16 protein-coding genes are annotated in these 18,050 nt (G+C 55.9%); 11 read left to right on the plus strand and 5 right to left on the minus strand.

Annotation, left to right across the window (positions count from 1 at the left end):
• Window positions 1-16 precede the first annotated feature (16 nt).
• From DQG13_RS14455 to DQG13_RS14490, 8 genes are all read left to right on the plus strand, one after another.
• The gene (locus DQG13_RS14455) at window positions 17-1,300 is read left to right on the plus strand and encodes an adenylosuccinate synthase (RefSeq protein ID WP_113020490.1); all 1,284 of its coding nucleotides are present in this window, start codon (window positions 17-19) and stop codon (window positions 1,298-1,300) included.
• Window positions 1,301-1,462: 162 nt separating this feature from the next.
• Window positions 1,463-2,200 (plus strand): hypothetical protein, encoded by a 738-nt coding sequence (locus tag DQG13_RS14460; protein WP_146767154.1) that lies wholly within the window; start codon window positions 1,463-1,465, stop codon window positions 2,198-2,200.
• A 248-nt stretch (window positions 2,201-2,448) separates the two neighbouring features.
• Window positions 2,449-4,125 (plus strand): peptidoglycan DD-metalloendopeptidase family protein, encoded by a 1,677-nt coding sequence (locus DQG13_RS14465; RefSeq protein ID WP_146767155.1) that lies wholly within the window; start codon window positions 2,449-2,451, stop codon window positions 4,123-4,125.
• Window positions 4,126-4,494: 369 nt separating this feature from the next.
• Window positions 4,495-5,202 carry a response regulator YycF gene (gene yycF / locus DQG13_RS14470; protein WP_113020493.1) on the plus strand — a complete coding sequence of 236 codons (708 nt, stop codon included), beginning with the start codon at window positions 4,495-4,497 and terminating at the stop codon, window positions 5,200-5,202.
• A gap of 56 nt (window positions 5,203-5,258) precedes the next feature.
• A complete protein-coding gene (walK, locus tag DQG13_RS14475; protein ID WP_113020494.1) occupies window positions 5,259-7,112 on the plus strand; it encodes a cell wall metabolism sensor histidine kinase WalK in 1,854 nt (617 codons plus the stop codon).
• Window positions 7,112-8,404 (plus strand): YycH family regulatory protein, encoded by a 1,293-nt coding sequence (locus DQG13_RS14480; RefSeq protein WP_113020495.1) that lies wholly within the window; start codon window positions 7,112-7,114, stop codon window positions 8,402-8,404. The genes walK and DQG13_RS14480 overlap by 1 nt, the downstream gene beginning before the upstream one ends.
• A 16-nt stretch (window positions 8,405-8,420) precedes the next feature.
• Complete coding sequence (gene yycI, locus DQG13_RS14485) at window positions 8,421-9,164, plus strand: two-component system regulatory protein YycI (protein WP_113020496.1); 744 nt, start codon at window positions 8,421-8,423, stop codon at window positions 9,162-9,164.
• A 54-nt stretch (window positions 9,165-9,218) separates the two neighbouring features.
• The gene (locus DQG13_RS14490) at window positions 9,219-10,025 is read left to right on the plus strand and encodes an MBL fold metallo-hydrolase (RefSeq protein WP_113020497.1); all 807 of its coding nucleotides are present in this window, start codon (window positions 9,219-9,221) and stop codon (window positions 10,023-10,025) included.
• Between the two features lie 69 nt (window positions 10,026-10,094).
• Here the strand turns inward: DQG13_RS14490 and DQG13_RS14495 are convergent, their stop codons facing one another.
• On the minus strand, window positions 10,095-10,307 hold the full coding sequence (locus DQG13_RS14495) for a hypothetical protein (RefSeq protein WP_113020498.1): 213 nt from the start codon (window positions 10,305-10,307) through the stop codon (window positions 10,095-10,097).
• Between the two features lie 280 nt (window positions 10,308-10,587).
• Here DQG13_RS14495 and DQG13_RS14500 point away from each other — a divergent pair, with 280 nt between their 5' ends.
• From DQG13_RS14500 to rlmH, 3 genes are all read left to right on the plus strand, one after another.
• Complete coding sequence (locus DQG13_RS14500) at window positions 10,588-11,766, plus strand: S1C family serine protease (RefSeq protein WP_113020499.1); 1,179 nt, start codon at window positions 10,588-10,590, stop codon at window positions 11,764-11,766.
• A gap of 71 nt (window positions 11,767-11,837) precedes the next feature.
• Window positions 11,838-12,011, plus strand: a complete 174-nt coding sequence (locus DQG13_RS14505; protein WP_113020500.1) for a CxxH/CxxC protein — start codon at window positions 11,838-11,840, stop codon at window positions 12,009-12,011.
• Window positions 12,012-12,275: 264 nt separating this feature from the next.
• Window positions 12,276-12,755 (plus strand): 23S rRNA (pseudouridine(1915)-N(3))-methyltransferase RlmH, encoded by a 480-nt coding sequence (gene rlmH, locus DQG13_RS14510; protein WP_113020501.1) that lies wholly within the window; start codon window positions 12,276-12,278, stop codon window positions 12,753-12,755.
• A 121-nt stretch (window positions 12,756-12,876) separates the two neighbouring features.
• On the opposite strand, the gene DQG13_RS14515 is transcribed toward rlmH, so the two are convergent.
• The 4 genes from DQG13_RS14515 to DQG13_RS14530 form a co-directional block, all read right to left on the minus strand.
• Window positions 12,877-14,574, minus strand: coding sequence for a recombinase family protein (locus DQG13_RS14515; protein WP_113020502.1), 1,698 nt, complete (start codon window positions 14,572-14,574; stop codon window positions 12,877-12,879).
• Window positions 14,575-14,591: 17 nt separating this feature from the next.
• Complete coding sequence (locus DQG13_RS14520) at window positions 14,592-14,819, minus strand: hypothetical protein (RefSeq protein ID WP_113020503.1); 228 nt, start codon at window positions 14,817-14,819, stop codon at window positions 14,592-14,594.
• Window positions 14,820-15,058: 239 nt separating this feature from the next.
• The gene (locus DQG13_RS14525) at window positions 15,059-17,044 is read right to left on the minus strand and encodes a DNA primase family protein (protein WP_113020504.1); all 1,986 of its coding nucleotides are present in this window, start codon (window positions 17,042-17,044) and stop codon (window positions 15,059-15,061) included.
• A gap of 367 nt (window positions 17,045-17,411) precedes the next feature.
• Complete coding sequence (locus DQG13_RS14530; RefSeq protein WP_113020505.1) at window positions 17,412-18,038, minus strand: EcsC family protein; 627 nt, start codon at window positions 18,036-18,038, stop codon at window positions 17,412-17,414.
• Window positions 18,039-18,050: the final 12 nt, after the last annotated feature.

Below are 18,050 nucleotides of genomic sequence, written 5' to 3' on the forward strand. Positions count from 1 at the left end.
GAAGGGGTTTTTGCGCATGTCCACAGTTGTTGTTGTCGGCACTCAATGGGGAGACGAAGGAAAAGGCAAGATCACCGATTTTTTGGCTGAGCAGGCAGAGGTGGTCGCCCGCTATCAAGGGGGGAACAATGCCGGACATACCATACTCATCGATAACAAAAAATACAAGCTGCAGATGATTCCCTCTGGAGTTTTTTATACGGACAAGATTTGCGTCATCGGCAACGGCATGGTTCTGAACCCGGCTGCGCTTATCGATGAAATCCAATATATCCATGACAGCGGCTTCTCCACGAAGAATCTGCGCATCAGCGACAGAGCCCACGTGATCATGCCGTATCATCTTCTTCTGGACGGCCTGGAAGAGGACCGCAAGGGCGACAGCAAAATCGGCACCACCCGCAAGGGCATCGGCCCGGCTTATATGGACAAAGCGGCCAGAAGCGGCATCCGCATTGCCGATCTGATGGACCCCGAGGAGTTCGAGGCCAAGCTGCGCCGCATGATGGAGGAGAAGAACCATATTATCGAGCAGGTTTACGGCGGCAAGGGCCTGAATGCCGATTCCATTCTGAAGGAATATCTGGAATACGCGGAAGTGCTGCGCCCTTATGTGACGGACACCTCCGTTGTCCTGAACGACAGCATCGACGCGGGCAAAAAGGTGCTCTTCGAGGGCGCACAAGGGGTTATGCTGGATATTGACCACGGCACATATCCCTTCGTAACCTCCTCCAACCCGTCGGCCGGAGGCGTTTGCATCGGCGCAGGCGTGGGCCCGACCAAGATCCATCAGATCATCGGTGTGGCCAAGGCCTACACCACCCGTGTCGGCGACGGACCGTTCCCGACGGAGCAGAACAATCCCATCGGCGACCGCATCCGCGAAGCGGGCTTTGAATACGGCACTGTAACCGGACGCCCCCGCCGGGTAGGCTGGTTCGACAGCGTTGTGGTCCGCCATGCCCGCCGGGTCAGCGGCATCACCGGCTTGTCTTTGAACTCTCTGGACGTGCTTACGGGTCTGGAGACAGTGAAGATCTGCACTGCCTACAAGTACCGTGGCGAACTGATCGACTACTATCCGGCCAGCCTCAAGATGCTGTCCGAATGCGAAGCCGTTTATGAGGAGCTTCCCGGCTGGAGCGAGGACATTACCGCTGTCCGCCGCCTGGAGGATCTCCCCGCAACCACCCGCCGCTATGTGGAACGTGTGTCCGAGCTGACCGGCATTCCCATTGCCATCTTCTCCGTGGGACGCAACCGGGAGCAAACCAACCAGGTGCTGCCCGTTTACTAAGAGCTGCGCCAATATCCTGCCTTAAGAATCTCCGTCAGTCGATGGCTGGCGGGGATTTTTTCCATTTCCGGGCATTAAAACGTCCTTTTTCCGGACATACTGGAATAGAGGGCTTGCAAATGCGGCATTATGCTTCCATACGACAGGCCGGGCAGGAGGAGTATGATGAAGGTATTGGGCTGGTTGGTCAAAATGGCAGTGGCGGCGGTGTTTATCGCGGCGGTCACCATATACGCCACATGGGCGGCGGTGGGAACCTATCTGGAGAAGGTGCTGGCTCATTACCAGATCGGCGGGGACATGCAGAGTATCGGATTTTTGGATTTCGTGGAAAAAATGGGCGCCGGACTGAATATAATGAACCAGACCGTGTCCGCAAAAGATGACAAGCCGGTGTATGGGGGCAGCGGCCTTACCCCTGTCGGCTCCGCCGGTTCGGGAAGCGGCGCGGATACGCAGCCGCCGGCAAACGCCAACGGATCGGTCTCGGGCGGAACAGGAACAGGCGGCAATATCTCCAGCCGGGAGGAAAAGGAGGGGAGCACAAACAGTGGAGCCTCAGGGTCCGGCGGAATGGCGGATGCCCTGCCGGTATGGAGCCAATCGGGCAGCTCCCAGGGTTCCCAGTCGGGGGGAACGGGAGAGCAGGCGTCGGAAAAAATGCTGTTCTCTGCGGATTTTTTGTCCTCCACCAAGGATACCATGACCAATGACGACAAGATCAAGCTCTTTGCCCTCGTGGTTTCCAAGCTGCCGGCCGCGGAGGTGCAAGCCATCTCCCAGCTGATGGAGAACGGGATTACCCAGGAGGAGCTGGCGCAGCTGGACGGAATCATCCGCAAGCATCTTACCCAGGAGGAGTACACGCAAGTGCTGGCGATCCTGGAGAAATACCAGTAGCCGCCGGGAAAGGTACGGATCAGCCTCAGCTGATCTGCGAAAGTCATGTAAGCGCAAACACAGAAACTGTGACAAATGTGGTTGAAATCGCAAATCATACTGTGGTAAATTGGTAAAGGTATGATTATTGGCTCAGGTTTTTGTCGCTTGCTGCCGTGAAGAGGTTCGCAGATACATCGGAAAAGATGTAGGGCGTCGTAGGAGGCGATCCTTGCGCTTTTCTAGAATTGGCTGAAGAGGAGTCCATCATGACAGGTTTCAAGATGAAGAAATGGTTCTTGGAACGGCTGTCGCAGGTGAAATCCTGGGGCAAGCCGCTTAAAGAAGAAACAAAGCCAGGCGCCGCCAAACCGGCATGGAGCGCCTTACAGCATAAGGAACGCGCACAAGCATGGCTGATGTCGGTGAAGGAAAGATCCGTCAAGGCAGGCCATACATTGGCGCTGGGAAGCGCCAGACTGAAGAAGCAGTCGGCAGAGACCGCACAAGGCGGGCTCCGCCAGTTGAAGAAGTACCGGATGCACATAGCCGGAACCATCGCGCTGGGAGCTGTAATCTGGACGGGAACATTGGGCTACCAGCAATACGTAGCAGCCAATACATATGATATTTTCCATGTATATGTAAAGGATCAATACGCCGGTACCGTAAGCAACCCGCAGGTGGTAGATGAATTCAAGATTACCAAGTACAACCAGGTGCAGCAAGAAAATCCTAATGTTCATATGGTTCTGAATACAGATGAGATTGTATTGAAGAGTGAAAAGGCTTACAAAGGTGAATCCGACGACGGTGCAGCCGTGGCTATGCTGGATCAGCTGATTACCTCCCATGCGGTGGGGGTAGAGCTGGTTGTGGACGGCAAGCCTGTGGGCATCGTGAAGGACACGGATACGGCGGATCAGCTGCTGGCCCAGATCAAGGCCAACCACGGCGGAGCGGCGGTAGCCGAGAAGCAGCAGGCGGAAAAGGGGCGGGTAAGCATCCTCTCCACCGAAGCCAAGGTCTTGAGCCCCGGCGAATCCGAGGTTCAAAAGGTGGAATTTGTACAGCAGGTGGAAATCAAGCAGAAGGAGATTGACCCCTCCCAGGTAGCAAATCCGGAGGAGCTTCTGGCCAAGCTGGAAACGGGAGATGTGCAGCCTACCAAATATACGGTGGAGAAGGGGGACAGTATTTCCCTTATCGCCAAGAACTTCAATATTTCCCGCCAGGTGATCTATGAGAATAATCCCTGGATCGTGGACGACAAGCTGAAGATCGGCCAGGTGCTGGACCTGACTGTGCTGCAGCCGACCCTTTCCGTGAAGACGGTGGAGAAGGTTGTGGAGAGCCAGGAAATCCAATACGACACCGATTACGAGCTGGATGACAACATGCGCGCTGGCGTGATCCAGACCATTTCCCCCGGCAAGAACGGCTTGAAGAACGTTACCTTCCTGGTTACCAAGATAAACGGCAAGTGGATGGAAGAAGAAATGCTCAGCGAGGAAATCCTTCAGCAGCCCGTCAAAGCCAAGGCCCGCAAGGGAACCAAGATTGTTCTGGGCGAGGGCTCGGGCAAGTTCGCCTGGCCGGTCCTGAACTCCAGCATAACCAGCGGCTTCGGCTACAGATGGGGCAAGCTGCACAAGGGCGTGGACCTTACCGGCAACAAATCGATTATGTCCTCCGATAACGGCAAGGTGGAATATGTCGGCTACAAATCGGATTACGGCAATCATGTGATTATTAATCATTTGAACGGGTATAAGACCCTTTACGGACATCTGAGCTCCTACAGCGTGAAGGTAGGCCAGATTGTGGAGAAGGGCGAGAAAATCGGCATTATGGGCAGCACAGGGGATTCCACCGGCACCCATTTGCATTTTGAGGTTATCAAGAACGGCACGGTTGAGAATCCGTTGAAATATTTGAATCGCTAGGGCGTGTATGATAACTCCGAGGGGAGCAGATTTTGCTGAATTTTCGTTCCAGGCAAGGCACTTTCGTGAAGGCGTACCGGGGGTACGTCAAGCGGAAGTAACGAAGTATGGGGCGAAAAGGCGGTAAAAGATGCCCTCAAGCGGGTTGTCAGACACGACCTAGGCCATACAGACAAACATGGGGCGCGGCTGGTACCGATTGGTATCCGGCCGGTGTCCCTTTTTCGCATCTCCTAATTTTTACCCGGGATTCCATCAGGCCAAACAGGCAAGCCGGAGTTTTTCCGGCATAAACTCCACTTTGACCCCCGGTTTTGGTAGAATAGAGGAAGGACTACAGAAGCGGGCGCGGCGCCCGGGAGGAGCTATATGAACGGACGAATACTGGTTGTGGATGATGAACAGCCGATTGCGGATATATTAAAGTTTAACCTGGAAAAAGAAGGTTATGCCGTTACCTGCGCCTACGACGGTGTCAAGGCAGTAGAGGCCGCCTTGTCGGAGGATCATGATCTGATCCTGCTGGACCTGATGCTGCCGCTGAAGGACGGCCTTGATGTCTGCAGGGAGGTTCGGGCCCGGAAGAACACGCCCATTATTATGCTTACCGCCAAGGATTCCGAGGTGGATAAGGTGCTTGGCCTGGAGCTGGGGGCGGATGATTACGTCACCAAACCCTTCAGCACCCGTGAGCTCCTGGCCCGGGTGAAGGCCCATCTGCGGAGAACCAATGCCGCGGCGCAGATTCAGGAGGCTTCGGCGGCCCAGGGACTGCGGATTCACAATCTCCAGGTTGACCCGGAGATGTTCGTGGTGTACAAGAACGGCGAGGTGCTGGACCTGACCCACCGGGAGTTCGAACTGGTCTATTATATGGCCCGCAACTGCGGCAAGGTAATGACCCGGGAGCATCTGCTCCAGGCAGTGTGGGGCTATGATTATTACGGCGATGTGCGCACGGTGGATGTGACCATCCGGCGCTTGCGGGAGAAGCTGGAGGATGACCCCAGCCGTCCCGAATATATTACTACCCGGCGGGGGCTGGGTTATGTGATGCGCAATCCCGCCGTCCGGTAAGACGGCGCAAGGCGGGTGTGCGGGCAGTAAGGTCTGGGGAGGGAAGCGAAAGCCGCGTGAAAGGCGTAAAGTTTTTTAAGACGGTACAGCTGAAGCTGATCATTATTTATGTGCTCCTGATCCTGTTCGCCATGCAGCTGATCGGGGTGTACTTTGTCAATGCCCTGGAAAGCTCCTTCACCAAGAACTTCTCCGACTCCATGAACAACGACGCCATGCTGCTGGCCCAGTATGTGTCCGAGAAGAACCTCTCCACGGACCCGGAAGCCCGTCCGGAGGATGTGAAGAAATCCCGGGAGGATCTGGATAAGCTGGTTAAAGACTGGTACCAGATCAACAACTCGGAGATGCAGATTCTCAACGCCAACGGCGAGGTGATCAGCATGTCCCAGCCGGACCCGGCCATCCTCGGGCAGAAGAACACCCAGCAAGTGGTGACCCGGGCGCTCCAGCTGCAGAACAATAAGGAGACAGAGCGCAACATTACGGATGTGGACGGCCTGCGCAAGAAGATGGTGGCCCGGCCGGTGATGAAGGACGGCAAGGTCATCGGAGCTGTCTATATCGTCAAATCCATGGAGGATCAGTACGCCAATATTTCCCGGATTAACCGGATTTTTATTACCGGCACGCTGATTGCCCTGGCGCTGACGGCGCTGTTGGGGACGATCCTGTCCGGAACCATCACCAGCCCCATTAAGGAGATCACCAAACAGGCTACGCTGGTGGCGGAAGGGGACTTCGAGCGGCGGGTGCGGGTGTATGGGCAGGACGAGATCGGCCAGCTGAGCAATGCCTTCAACAACATGACGGCCCGGCTTAAGGAAGCGCTGGCCATCAATGAAGAGGAGAAGGAGAAGCTGACCTCCATTCTCACCAATATGAATGACGGCGTATTGGCTACCGATGAGCGGGGGCGGGTGATTGTGATGAATCCCCGGGCCAAGGAGATGCTGGGAACCGACGAGCGGACGGCCATCGGCATGGACCTGTTTACGCTTCTCGGCATTCCCCGGGAGCCGGAGCTGCTGCAGGCGCAGGATTCGGTGCAGGTGAAGCTGATTGCCATCCCGGATTCCCGGGAGGAGGATGAGACGCTGCAGGTGCGGCTGTCGGTAACCTCCATTCACCGCCGGGAGAAGGGGATTTCCGGCAACATCGCAGTGCTGCAGGATGTGACGGAGCAGGAGAAGCTGGAGTGGGCGCGCCGGGAGTTTGTGGCCAATGTATCCCATGAGCTACGGACGCCCTTGACCACGATCAAGAGCTATCTGGAGGCGCTGGAGGACGGCGCTCTGGAGGAGCCGGAGCTGGCCAAGCGCTTCGTGGGTGTGACCCGCAATGAATCGGAGCGGATGATCCGGCTCGTAACGGATCTGCTCCACTTGTCCCGCCTGGACTCCAAGGAAGCGGGCCTGAAAAAGCGGATGACGGATGTGGGCGAGATGCTGGAGGATGTGGCGGACCGCTTTTCCTTCCAGCTGCGCCAGCGGCATATCGGGATCAGCATCCGCGTGGAGCCGGAGGTGGGCCGGGTGCTGCTGGACCGGGATCAGATTGATCAGGTGCTGGATAATCTGGTGTCCAACTCCATCAAGTACACGGGAGACGGCGGGCTTCTGGCCATCCGGGCCCGGTTGAAGGACAATGGCGGACAACTGGAGATTGAGGTGGAGGACAACGGCATCGGCATTCCCAAAAAGGATTTGAGCCGGATTTTTGAACGGTTCTACCGGGTGGATAAGGCCCGCTCCCGCAACATGGGAGGCACCGGTCTGGGGTTGTCCATTGCCCGGGAAATTGTCAAAGCCCACGGCGGCTCCATTACCCTGGATTCCGAGCTGAATCAGGGAACGAAAGTGGCCTTTACGCTGCCGGTGAACCATGCAGAGAGCGGGGTGGGAGAGTAATGGAGAAGGCAAAATCATTCTTGCTGACGCTGCTTGTGGTGACCAGCCTGATCCAAAGCTACATTTTGGGCTACAGCAGCCCGCGGCCTGAGCCGCTTCCCCAAGGCAAGTATGTGGAATCTGTTCTGGAGGGAACCCCGGCGGAATTGCAGGATGTGGTATTCCCTGACCAGATCATTCTCCATTACGGGAAAAAAAGCCATACGGTGCTGTATCCGGTTCCCTTTATCAACCATTACCGCAATATCTTCGATTTCCTGAAGCAGCGGAGCTTCGGGGGATTGCGCAAAACCAATGTGTTGGCCGCCAATATGGACTGGGTGGATATCCGGGACAATTATGAGGGCATTGAGGTGCGCTTCCAGGAGGGGGTTCCTGTCAATGTGCTGCAGAGCCTGATGAAGGTGAGCAAGGAGGAGCCTCTGCCCGCCACCGAGCTGATTACCCGGATCTGGATTTATTCCAGCGGCTTGTCGGATGATGTGAAAACCTTCTTTATTTCCGACAGCAGCCTGACGGTATATGAAGCGGTCAAGGCGGATGTGACGGTAAGCGACCTGACCATGCGCCTCCGGCTGGGAGAATCCCTGCCGCGGTACCACACAGCATCCGGCGATTATTATCTGCCTGACGAACCGTTGACGGCCATCCGGATCACCATGCCGTATACCCAATACACTGCCGAGCAGCTGAAGCGGAGCCTGTTTGTGGACCCCAGCCTGACCCGTTCCCTGCAGGAGCGGGACGGCACCCAGATTATTACCGACAGTGTCAAAGGCCTGCAGCTTCGCAATGACAAGCATTGGTTTGTCTTTTCCAACCCGGCCTCGGCTCCGGTGGACAGCAAAAACGAAGTGCGGGACAATCTATTGTCGGCCATCCAGTTTGTGAACCAGCATGGGGGCTGGAACAGCACCTACTTATACTCCCAGCTGGCTCCCAAGATGGCGGTAGGGGCGCAGACTTTCCTTTTTCGCCAATATCTGGAGGGGTTTCCGGTGATGAATATCGGCACGGATACCATCGGCTATATGAAGGTGGTGGTGCAGAAGGGGATCATCTCCACCTATGAGCGTTCCATTCTGATTCCCGATACGAAGAATATGGCGAAGACCCAGGCGATTCTTCCGGGAGGCGCCGAGCTGGACGCGCTGATTGCCGCCTACCGCCGGCCGTCCTCCATCGCCCGCATCTATCCGGGCTACCAGCCGGAGGTGCAGGAGAAGCAGGTGGTGTATCATCCCAAGTGGATTGTGGAGCTGCGGGACGGCACCTTCGATGTGCTGAATTAAAGAAGCGGGGTGTGTCATGGACTGGAGAAGAGCCAAATCCATATTGATCTTTGCCTTTCTGTGCCTCAATCTGATTCTGGCCTACCAGCTCTGGGAGGACCGTTTCAGCCCGGCGGCATCGGACCAGGAGGCGGCGGATCTGGAAGCGGATACGCGGAAGCTGCTGGAGAGCAAGAGCATTCGGGTTATTCCGGAGATTCCCCGGGAGACGCCCAAGCTGCCCATCATCAATGTGAGCCTGCGGGAGGAGTTCCGCAATCCCCAGGTCACCCGGCTGTCTCAGCCAATCCGCTACATTAGCATGCTGAACCGCTCCACTCTGAAGGAAATCGAGAACAAATCCGGGCTGCGCCACTTTGATGCGTACCGGCTGGACACCTCTTACGGGAGGAAGGATGTGTTCTTGTTCCATCAGATTTACCGGGATTTGCCCATGTTTGATGTGACGATTCAGCTTTTTAGCGAGAACGGGGAAATAACGGGTTACAAACAAACCTATGTTGAAGTAAAATCAGGAGTAGAGGCTGCCGACAAGTCGGGCCAGCGGATTATCTCCGCCTATGCGGCGGTTCGCAGCCTGGCGGAGAACTATCTCCCGGAGGGAGCGGTCATCACCGACATCCGGCTTGGCTACCACGGCCAGTTGTATGATTCGGAGGAGCAGAGCTTTGTCCCCAACTGGAGGATTACTCTCTCCAACCGGGAGCCGTATTATGTCCACGCCTTTACGGGGGCGGTGGAAACGACGGTGCAGCCGTAGCTGGCGGTGTTGGCGGGGACCATGTTATTTCAGGTAAAGAAAGAAGGAACAGGAATGTCATTGCGTTTCACGGTGTTGTCCAGCGGTTCTACGGGAAACGCTATTGTGGTGGCCAACGATGAGGCCAAGGTGTTGATTGACGCGGGCCTATCGGCCAAGCGGGTGGAGCATCTGATGGCGGAGCAGGAAGTGGCCGCATCGGAGCTGAGCGCCATTTTTATTACCCATGAGCATTCGGATCATGTAAAGGGACTGGGCGCATTGGCCCGCAAATATAAGCTCCCGGTGTATGCCAATCAGGCCACCTGGGAGGAGCTGGACCGGTGTGTGGGCGCCCTGGAGGCGGAGCAGCGCCGGATTCTGGAGACGGGCAAGGTGGCGGAGATTCACAGTCTGTCGGTGCAGTCCTTCGGCATCTCTCATGATGCGGCGGAACCGGTGGGCTACTGCTTTTATGACGGGGATGAAAAGCTGGGTCTGGCGACGGATCTGGGCTATATGAGCGATAAAGTCCGGGATCAGCTGCGGGATTGCGATGCGCTGATTCTGGAGGCCAACCACGATATTGAGCTTCTGCGGATGGGACGGTACCCGTGGAATATCAAGCGCCGCATCTTAAGCGACTCCGGGCACTTGTCCAATGATGCGGCGGGGGAAGCGCTGTACACCTTGTTGTCCCAGCGGCTGCGGCGGGTTTATCTGGCCCATCTCAGCCGGGACCACAATATGCAGGAGCTGGCGCGGATGACGGTCAGCGGAGTGCTGGAGCAATATGGCGTCCGCTGCGGGGACAATGGCCCCCGGCTGATGGATACCTTCTACGACCGGCCCACCCAGTGGGATTGGCTGCGGGAGGCTTAGAGGCGAGGGGGCGGGTGCACTGCCACTGAACCGGGTAGGGCAGGTCCTTTCCGACACTATCCCATTGGCTCAGGAAAGGATGTCCTCCTCCGATCCCGACAGGGCCAACTGATGAAGTCCCGCTGCCTTGGTTCGAATTTCCTCTGCGGTGAGCAGGCCCTTTTCGGTAAGGAGCTCCAGCAGGGCGGTTAACAGCAGGGTATGGTTGTAGTGCTGCTCCTTCAGATCGCCGAGCTTGCCGGCCAGATCGATTTGATCGAGAATGGATAAGGGTTGTCGCATAGACGTATGCTCCTTTTTGAAAAAGTCTCAGAAAGAATATCCGGGGTGTCAGACAAGGCGGCAAGCTGCAGGAATCTGGCAGGGTCTTGTCCAACTCTCTACTATCAGCGTATTCTATCAGTCTGGTCAACATGACAGGCAAACATTCTTTTTCTTTCAAATTTCATGCTCTCAAAATGACCGGCGTATTAGGTTTCAAATAAATTGGATGCGGTCAGGCGGGCGGTTTCGCCGTTTGGCCGAGAAGTGCGATACGCGCTAAAAAAGGAGGACGCCGCCAATGAGCTTGTTTGACGATGATTTTTACTCCACCCGGGTATCCGGCCGCTGGAAAAGCCGGAAGCTCGGAGCCCCGTCCGGCCGTCCGGACGAGCGGCTGATCTGGATCATTGGCGGCGCGCTGGTATCCGGCATGGCAGTGATGCTGGTGCTGGTGATGCTGTTTGGCGGCTTTAGCCGGGATGGAGCGGGTACGTCTGGCAAACCGGTCCGGGCTTCCTATGGGGATGACCCGGTGGTGGCTGCGGCGGCCAAGGTTACGCCGGCTGTGGTGAGTGTGGTGAGCACCTTCAAGGATGGGGAGAAGGTAACGGGAACAGCTATCGGCTCGGGCGTTATTTTCGATAAGGACGGCGGCAAAGCACGGATTGTCACCAACAATCATGTGGTGGAGGGCGCCGCGGCTTACGAGGTGGTTATGTCCGGGGGAGACCGGAAAAAAGCAACGGTTCTGGGAAGCGACCGGATTACCGATCTGGCGGTGATGGAGGTGGATGCCGCCGGGATTAAGGAGACGGCTGTGTTTGGCGATTCGGACAGTCTGAAATCGGGGGAAACCGCCATCTCCATCGGCAATCCCTTGGGTTTGAATTTTGCCCAAACCATTACGGTAGGCGTGATTAGTTCTCCCAAGGTGCTGCTTCCCTCCCTCACGGACGGCATGGGCGGCGTAGAATGGGAAATGAACCTGATTCAGACGGATGCTGCTATCAATCAGGGCAATAGCGGCGGCGCGCTGGTCAGTCTGGACGGCAAGGTGATCGGCATCAACAGCATGAAGCTGGCGGAAACGGGAGTGGAAGGTCTGGGCTTTGCCATTCCCATCAATGAGGTGAAGCCGATCATCGACGCGCTGATCCAGGATCAGAAGGTGAAGCGGCCGTACATCGGGGTGTCTACCTTGGACCTGGCCGGATTTAAGGAAGGCGTGGAAATACTGAAGCTTCCGGCGGAGGTAAAGGGCGGCGCGGTGGTCATGGAAGCCCAAGGACCTGCCAAAAACGCCGGGCTCAAAACCAACGACGTTATTGTGGAAATGGACAGTGTTTCCATCGACGGAACCCTGGCGTTGCGCAAGTATTTGTATAATGAGAAGAAAATAGGGGATAAATTGAAAATCAGCTACTACCGGGCAGGCAAAAAATCCTCCGTCACCCTGGTGCTGGAGGAATTGAAATAAGCAACGAGAGAGCCCGGCTGCAGGATTCTGACCCAGACCGGGCGGACAGAAAGGACAACAGGTGAAACCGTATGTTTGTTGTATGCAAGGATCATGTGGAGCTGGCCATTGACCGCTTTGTGGACGAATATGAAGACGCGCCGGATGTGGTGGATCTTAAGGAAACCCATTTCCGCAGCTGGAATCCGCCGCCAACCTGTGAGGAAAAGGGCTGCACCTGCGAAGCCAAATATTTGGTGGTGTAGGGCGTGGCATGTGGATATGTGGAGAGGACTGCGGATGAACAGAGGAAATGCTGCCGCGGGGAGGCCTTGTCCACATGTGGATAATTAGATTTGGAGAGAGAAACAGGTTGTTCACAGGATCACTGGGGCGTTATCCACAAAACGGGAGCGCCTATGAGGCACCGGCATCCGGAATGAGAGGCAGCAGACGATGCTTCCTTTTCGGAGCCGGTGTTTTTGGTGCAGACGAGACGGCAATATACGGACTAGAGCGGGGGAGCATACATGCACATTCAAATTGCAGCAGTCGGCAAGCTGAAGGAAAAATATCTGGTGGACGGCACCGCCGAGTACATAAAGCGCCTGGGCCCATACGCCAAAGTACAGATCAACGAAGTCCCGGACGAAAAAGCCCCGGACAACATGTCCGCGGCGGAGGAAGAGCAAGTGAAAGCCAAGGAGGGGGAGCGCCTCCTGGCCCTGATCAAACCGGACACCTACGTCATCGCCCTCACCCTGGACGGCGCCATGTGGTCCTCGGAGGAGCTGTCGTCGCAGCTCCAAAACTTAGCCACCTACGGCCGCTCCAGCGTCGCCTTCGTCATCGGCGGCTCCAACGGCCTCGCCTCCGCCGTCCTAGAACGCGCCGACGCCAAACTCTGCTTCGGCCGCATGACCCTGCCCCATCAGCTGATGCGGCTGGTGCTGGTGGAGCAGGTGTATCGGGCGTTTAAGATAATGAGGGGGGAACCGTACCACAAGTAACGGCAAGTTTTTGGCTAAAATCTCTTAGCGGGCATGGAATGTGGCTTTGTGTGGCATGGGTTTGGGATGGCCCAGACATGAGGAAAAAGTCTGCTTAAAGCGGCTTCTGCGTGTTTTTACGCTACAGGACGATGCGGTATCTGGAGGGGGACTTTTGCTTGCGGAAAGCAAAAGCCCCCTCCGCCGTTTTGGCGGAAGGGGCCAGTTCAAAAAAATGCTTTTGGATGGTCGGGTCAAGTTCCAGCTCGATGCCGGAGACGTTGCGGGGGCCTTTCATGTGAACCTGCTTGACTACCGTTTGCAGGAGCGTTTTCTGCGTTTCCGGTGGTGAGCCTTTGAGCAGGCGGTGGAACTGGCTGAGCGCCAGCCTCACCTGCTGGAGCGGGATGGGATTAGAGGTGCTGTCAGCCAACTGCCGCTGGGCTTCCGTTCTTCGCCGTTCCAGCTGCTCGTGCTGGGCTTTCAGCTCGCCGAGCCGCTCCACGAACAGGTCGTCATCGACGGTGCTCGCCTCAAACAGCTTGAAGAACCGTTTTCGCTGGCTCTCGATGGATGCCAGTTCTTTGTCGATTGCCGCCAGTTCCTTTTGAAGCGGGGCCACGCTAACGGTTCGTTCCTTGTTCAACTGCTTGACCACATCCTCCAGCACCTTGGGCTTATGGACAACTTCAGCCAGACGGTCAAAGACAATGCTCTCCACCAAGTCAGCCCGGACAGAGTTGGAGCTGCACACCCTGCGTCCCCCGTTGCGGAAGTTGTTGCAGACGTAGTACCTGCGGATGACGACGGTGCCGTCCTTGAGGGTGTCGCGGACGCGGTGAGCGCCCAGCGTCGTCCCGCACTGGGGACATCTCAGCAGCCCGGTCAGCGGGTAGGTGCCGTCGAAGACACGCGGCGGGGAGAAGGACTTTTTGGAGAACAAAGCCTGCACCGTTTCCCACAGGTCTGGAGTGATGATGGCGTCGTGCTCGCCGTCTACGATGATGGGGTTTGGGTTGATGCCCTTGCGTCGCTTCTCGGCCCAGTTTTCGCGCACGTTGTACCGGATCTTGCCAACGTAAACGGGGTTATTGATGATCGTCTTGATGGCAACGCTGCTAAACGCATTGCCTGGCTTGGTTTTGTAGCCTTCCTGGTTCAACTGATTGGCGATGCTCCAAAGACCCTGTCCGTTGGCGTACATCTGAAAGACTTTCCTGACAAGCTCTGCTTCGATGGGGTTTACACGCAAAAGGGACTCCTTGGTGGTGCCTACAGGAACCTCAACCACGTCGTAACCCAGAACCTGCCCGCCGTTCCACTTGCCGTTCTTGGCTCGCTGTTTCATTCCCATCTTCACATTCTCTACGATGACGTTGCGTTGGTACTCAGCCATGACCCCCATCATTTGCATCATTGCCCGTCCAGCGGAGGTAGATTGGTCGAACTCGGGGTCAGAAACGCATCGAAGAGTAACGTTATTTTTTCTCAGTATTTCCATTATCAGTAGCTGATCTGAAAGTTTTCTCGAGAGGCGGTCAAACTTCCACAACCACAGTTCGCTTATTTTACCTGCTTCGATGTCTTGAAGAAGTTGAACGACGGCGGGACGATCTTCGATGGTTTTTCCGGAAATCCCTGCGTCTACGTATTCTTTCCGGATGATCTTCCCCTCTTGTTTGCACTTGGCCTTGACTTCTTCAAGCTGGGCCTCGATGCTGAAGCCTAGCTCCGCTTGCTCCTCGGTGCTTACGCGGATGTAAGCAACGCTGTTCACGATCTCTGGGAAGGGGGATGACAGAACTGAGAGTGGGAGATGAACGGTTTTGCGCTTTGACATTGTACAGACCTCCTTGGTTATGCTGCTTGTTTATGTGTAGTTAGCCATTCAATGGCAAGCTCTAACTCCGCTGTTACATCGTCTTCCGACTCCAGAAGTTCAGTGACAGCCTGAAAAGTCAGTTCATCTACTCTGGCAAGAGCGTATCGTTTGGAAGGCTTGCAGAGGTAACTCTTGACCAGCCCGGAAAGAATCTGGATCATCACTTGGTAGTTGTCAGTCGTGGGAACAAAGGTTAGCTGCATCGGGAAGTTCCTCCTCTGAGAAGATGTTAGTTGAAACAGGGCGGTACGGAACAGGTGCCGCTCTGATGCACTTTGTTGGGATGGTTGGAAAAGGTGTCGCTCTGTAGCCGCCCTGACCTGCACTGTACCGGACGTCCGGCAGTGCGCTTGAGTACACCTGCAGTTCGACTGTCCTCTTCAGCCCATCCCTTGACAGTGCTGGGCTGAAGACGAACAGTGCGGGAGGACGGAACGAACTTTCAAGCCAAACGGACAACCTCGTACTCGCCGACAATGGTCCGCTCAAAACGGTAGTCGTCGAGGTCAAACCGCTCCGGCTTGCTGTCCAACCACTCGCTGATGCCCAGGCCCCGAAATACGCGGTTCGGCAGGTAGTTCAGGTCAAACTGGATGTCTTCGAAGTGGGAGGCGCTCTCCACAGCTTGGCGTTCGGCTTCCTCAAAGTCTGTTCCAAGCAGGAGGAGACCTTCGTCGTCTTCGCTCTCATCCTCATACAGCCATTCCTCCGTGTCATCTTCTACCCACGCATCCAACTCCTTGCCAGCAGTGACGCGAACGGGTGTTTTTGGATTGCCGTCCAAGTCATTGAACAGAGCGGCCAGGTCTTTCTTTCGCGCGTCCAGAAGCTTCAAGCCGGGGGCGTATCTCCAGCCGTCGCTGCTTGTCCAGTCAGGTGTTGGCAGTCCAGCTTCAAGCAGCGCTGTTCGAAACGCGGTCAAAAAGACTTTGCGGTTACGGCTTGCCTTGGAGGCAAAGTCTGTTTCGCCTTGCTGCCTGCACCACGTTTGGAAGCGCTCAAACACCTCGTTCTTGCCAAGCCGGTCGGTTGGAGTTCCGACTTCAACGTAATCCGCCACAAACGAAATGACAGGGTTTTGCTCACACTTGTAGTCGGCGACGGCTTGCTGGATGGCGTCTGAAGAACTGAAGGCAAAGTCGGTTGCCCGAAGTCGCTTCAACCCTTCCATCGCGAAGTTGAAGATGCCCGGCAGCTCTTCCAAGAGCTTTTCTAGCAGCATTTTGTCAGCCTCTGCGCCTTTGAACACGCGGCGAAACGGAATGATCACCAGACGGCGGAAGAAGCCGTGCGTTTTGTCCAAGGTGGCCGGGAGAGCATTCATGGCAAACAAAAGCTTACAGACCGGGCGGTAGCTAAAGCCCTTCTCGAACTTGTTCTCCACCCGGATCGGGTCGCCTGCAGCGATGCTCTTGATCTGCTGCGTGTTCAGTCCTTTTTCGCTGAACTCGTTCTCGGAGGACACGTTGAGCAGCTTTCCGACCAGCTCGGCCCGCGTAAACGGCTGGTTGAGCTCGTTCATTGCGACATGGGAGACATTTTGCTTTCCGCACAGGCGTTCGATGACTTCCAGGAGCACGGACTTTCCGTTGGAGCCGATGCCCTCCAGAATGAACATTTTGTGGGCTCTCGTCTCGGCTGTGCAGCAGTACCCCATCATTTCCTGAACAACCCGGATGATCTGCTGATCCCCTTGAAAAATCTCGTTCAGGAACTGGAGGAACCTTGGGCATTTCGCATCAGGGTCGTACCCGATGGGAGTCTGGATACTGGAGTGAAAGTCCGGATCGTGCTCCTCCAGCTCGAACGTCTCGGTGTTGAACATGCCGTCCGCCAAGTTGAGATGGACTTTGTTCGCGTCAAACTCAGGTACATATGTGGCAAGCCGGGCAAGCGTGGTCATGTAGCTGCTCTCCCATGCCGGACGCCAGACGCCGGGCTGCTCCTCTTGGATCATCCCAAACAGCATGCGTTGCAGCTGCTTGTCAAGCAATGGTCGCCAAACGCCATGCTCGTACAAGAAGAAGCGCTCACCCCTGGTGACTCGCAGCACCAGCGTTTGAAGAACATGCTGAGCGAAAAGGTTGGGGTAGACGTCCGTGATGCCTTTAACGGGGTCACAGACAAAGCCCTTGCGCTCCAGATCCTGGATACGTCCGGCTGACAGGGTGACCTCCAACAAACCTGAACGGGCTGCGTTCTTGTCCTCAGCTTCCTGATGTTGCTTCAGCGCCTCGTTGAAGTCCCGCTTGGGGACACCGTAGCCCTCCAGCAACACTTTCAGGCGCTGGAACTCGGCGGGAGCATCCTTTCGGGTTTGCAGCAATGCGTCCAGCACATCACGTTCAAACGGAGCGCCAGGATCGCCTGCCTTGAACTGCTCTCCTGCCCGTTCAATGACGTCTCTTGCTTCTTGAGAAGGTAACAATGGATTCACCTCCTTTCGTGTGAAAGTGAGCCCAGTTTAGCACGGAATAGAAGGCGAGAAAACTTGACAATGATGGAGGAAATGAAAGCATTCAAGAGATTGATCGAAGCGTCTGCTAAAGCTCGCCGAGCTTTTGACAGTGAAGTTCGAGGGGGAACTCCCGGAAGGGATGAATATTTGTGTCATTCATAGCCAGCCAAAATTCCTTACACGGTAAATAACGAGGAAATCTGAACCATTATGGGGACCAGGTAGCGAAAAAAGGTTGCGTCGCCGTTTTGGGCTCGACGTTCAGGGTCTTACAGCCTTGATGAAAACAAGAACATTTTGAAAAAAAGCCCCCTTGGAATGCCAAGGAGGCTGTGCTCTAAACCTTTCCAACAAAAGTATCCCGCGCGATGTTGCCGACGACGTTGGTGGAAACGCCATCAAACACGGCTCCTGTGATGCCGCCCACAAAAGGAACGGCCTTGCTCAAGGCGGTGGCACCTTTTTGGCCTAGCTTGGCTGTCAGCTTTACGCTAACGCTCGTGTTTACCTTGGCGATGACCTCGCCTGAAAGCTTGGCCAGCATATGCTCGGTCAGCTTAGCGCCCAGCTTTACGCCGGAGGTCTTGACGACATCCTTGGCAGCATTGCCGCACAAGCAGACGAAGGATAGTGCCTTTACCCGGTCATCCTGAACGTTCTGGCCTCCGATGTGGGCGATGGCGGCGATCATCCTAAGCTGGATATAGATGGCGCTCGCTACGCTTGCTGGTGCAGCAATGGGTAGTGTTGCGATGCCGCCGACACCTGTCAGAAAGCCTGTGGCTGCGCTTTTCAACCGTTGTGCGCGGATGAGGGCGTTAGCCTGCTCCTGTGGAGTTGTGTTCTTTTTCATGTACTCCTCCGCCAGTTCCACGGCAGACTGCGTCTGGGGCAAGCCACCCTCAACCGCTTTGTCGTAGGCCCAGGACAGCAGCTTGAGCACTGCCTCTGAGTCGATTTTCATTGGTTTCACCTC

This window comes from Paenibacillus sp. YN15, assembly GCF_003285005.1.
Lineage (GTDB): Bacteria > Bacillota > Bacilli > Paenibacillales > NBRC-103111 > Paenibacillus_AR.